The sequence below is a fragment of the Desulfobacter latus genome (genome assembly GCF_013389365.1).
GTDB lineage: Bacteria > Desulfobacterota > Desulfobacteria > Desulfobacterales > Desulfobacteraceae > Desulfobacter > Desulfobacter latus.
This window is the reverse complement of sequence record NZ_JACADJ010000158.1, coordinates 1-1504: the sequence shown is the minus strand read 5'-3', so window position 1 is coordinate 1504 and position 1504 is coordinate 1. Positions and strand designations below refer to the sequence as shown.

At 37.0% G+C, this 1504-nt stretch carries 2 protein-coding genes; one reads left to right on the top strand and one right to left on the bottom strand.

The features are described 5' to 3' along the window. The first annotated feature begins 177 nt into the window (after positions 1-177). A complete protein-coding gene (locus HXW94_RS18700; protein WP_178368404.1) occupies positions 178-360 on the top strand; it encodes a hypothetical protein in 183 nt (60 codons plus the stop codon). A 258-nt stretch (positions 361-618) separates the two neighbouring features. On the opposite strand, the gene HXW94_RS18695 is transcribed toward HXW94_RS18700, so the two are convergent. Further along, entirely contained in the window at positions 619-978 is a 360-nt protein-coding gene (locus tag HXW94_RS18695) for a Pycsar system effector family protein (protein WP_178368403.1), read from the bottom strand. Positions 979-1504: the final 526 nt, after the last annotated feature.

The following is a 1504-nucleotide window of genomic DNA, read 5'->3' as shown; positions in this document are numbered from 1 at the left end:
TTAAGCATTATGATAGTTTAATATAACTATCCATCTTTATTAGAATAAATTTCATATATACTTAGCCAAAGCAATAAATATACCTTAATCTATTATTTTGTCAAAATATTTTTCGAAAACTCAAGTATATAGATCAAGTTAAAGGAAGTCCCGGCTCCAGGCACTGAAATTATCCGCATGCCGGTATCTTTTGATTCTTCTTTCCAAGAAGCAAAACAGTTTCACAAAGGCGCTCGGAAAGGTTTTGGTTTATCCACCATTCTGGTCGAGCGCCTTCGGGAGATATTGGGTTCCTCGGCTAACGCCCTGCAGTTGTTGGGCTCACAGGAAAACTTCATTTTGCCGGAGAAAGAATTTTAATAATATGAACGCTCATGGCCGGCAGAAATGAAGCCTCCCCGTGACCCTGGGGTAGCTCCAGGCCGCGTGGCCAAGAGAAAATATATTTTCTTTTTTTTAGAACCGAAAGGCTATACAGCGGCATACGCCGAGAACCGTTTATGGTTCTGGATAGGTTGTTGGTTCAGAAAGAAAAAAAATGGATGAGAACCTTTGAAGGGATTTGGTTTGGGGTCTGGGATACCCGCGTTGGATGTCCCAGGCGTTTCGTTTAATGTTCTATAAAATTGATTCTGGCTGGCCTTCGGTCAGTAACGAAAATAAAAAAATCAAAGACTTTGGTGATATTGGATTTTTTGTGTTTGGGAATACAACTTTTAATAGATAGAATATTGCAATTAGAGATGTGAACACAGTTAAAGTCACAACAAATGCAATCAAGTAATAAGCAACTCCGTTTGAGTTGTTTCCGGTATTTAAAGTTAACATCCTTAGTGTCAGTCCTAATATTACAGCTGAAAGAAATGACATGGTCAATGCAGTTTTGTAATTTGTGGTGCTGATATAATGATCGTAACGTTTGATTACTTCAAAAAGAAAACTCGCTTTTTGTGTGTAATCCAAATTTCCATTTTTCACCTTGAGTATTCTCCATTGTTTAACGGCAGGCTGGGCAGAATCCCTATAGTTCCGGCTCCGAGCTTGTTCGGAACCTGAATTGTAGTGAAATAGACAGAATGGGCCAATTATGGTGACAGGCGGATTCCGTCTATTGTCCTTTCAAGTTTTAGTAAATACCTTATTAAAATAAAAAGCAGAAAATCAAAATAACCATCCCTGACAACGAAAAGCAAGAATAATCTTAATATATTACAATCCTTATTACCATTAATGGTTGCGGGTATTGTAAAAAAAGTGATTGCGAAGAGCAATACCTTCGCCAAATTGATTGACCTATATGAATAAAATGATCACATTCTCTGATAAAATAATGTTTGAGCAAACATCAACCATAGTCAGAGGGGTAGTCATCATGGGAATTATAGTGGTTTGCAAATGAATTGATAAATATCTAAAATTTTCATGTTATAATAAAAAATTGGGGGCTTTTATCTGATTTCGCCTTTTCTTTAACTTGCCATACCTCGATTTACCATTGCTGATC

Coding starts and splice junctions, on each gene's coding strand:
- HXW94_RS18700 (WP_178368404.1), top strand. CDS start 178: ATGCCGGTATCTTTTGATTCTTCTTTCCAAGAAGCAAAACAGTTTCAC.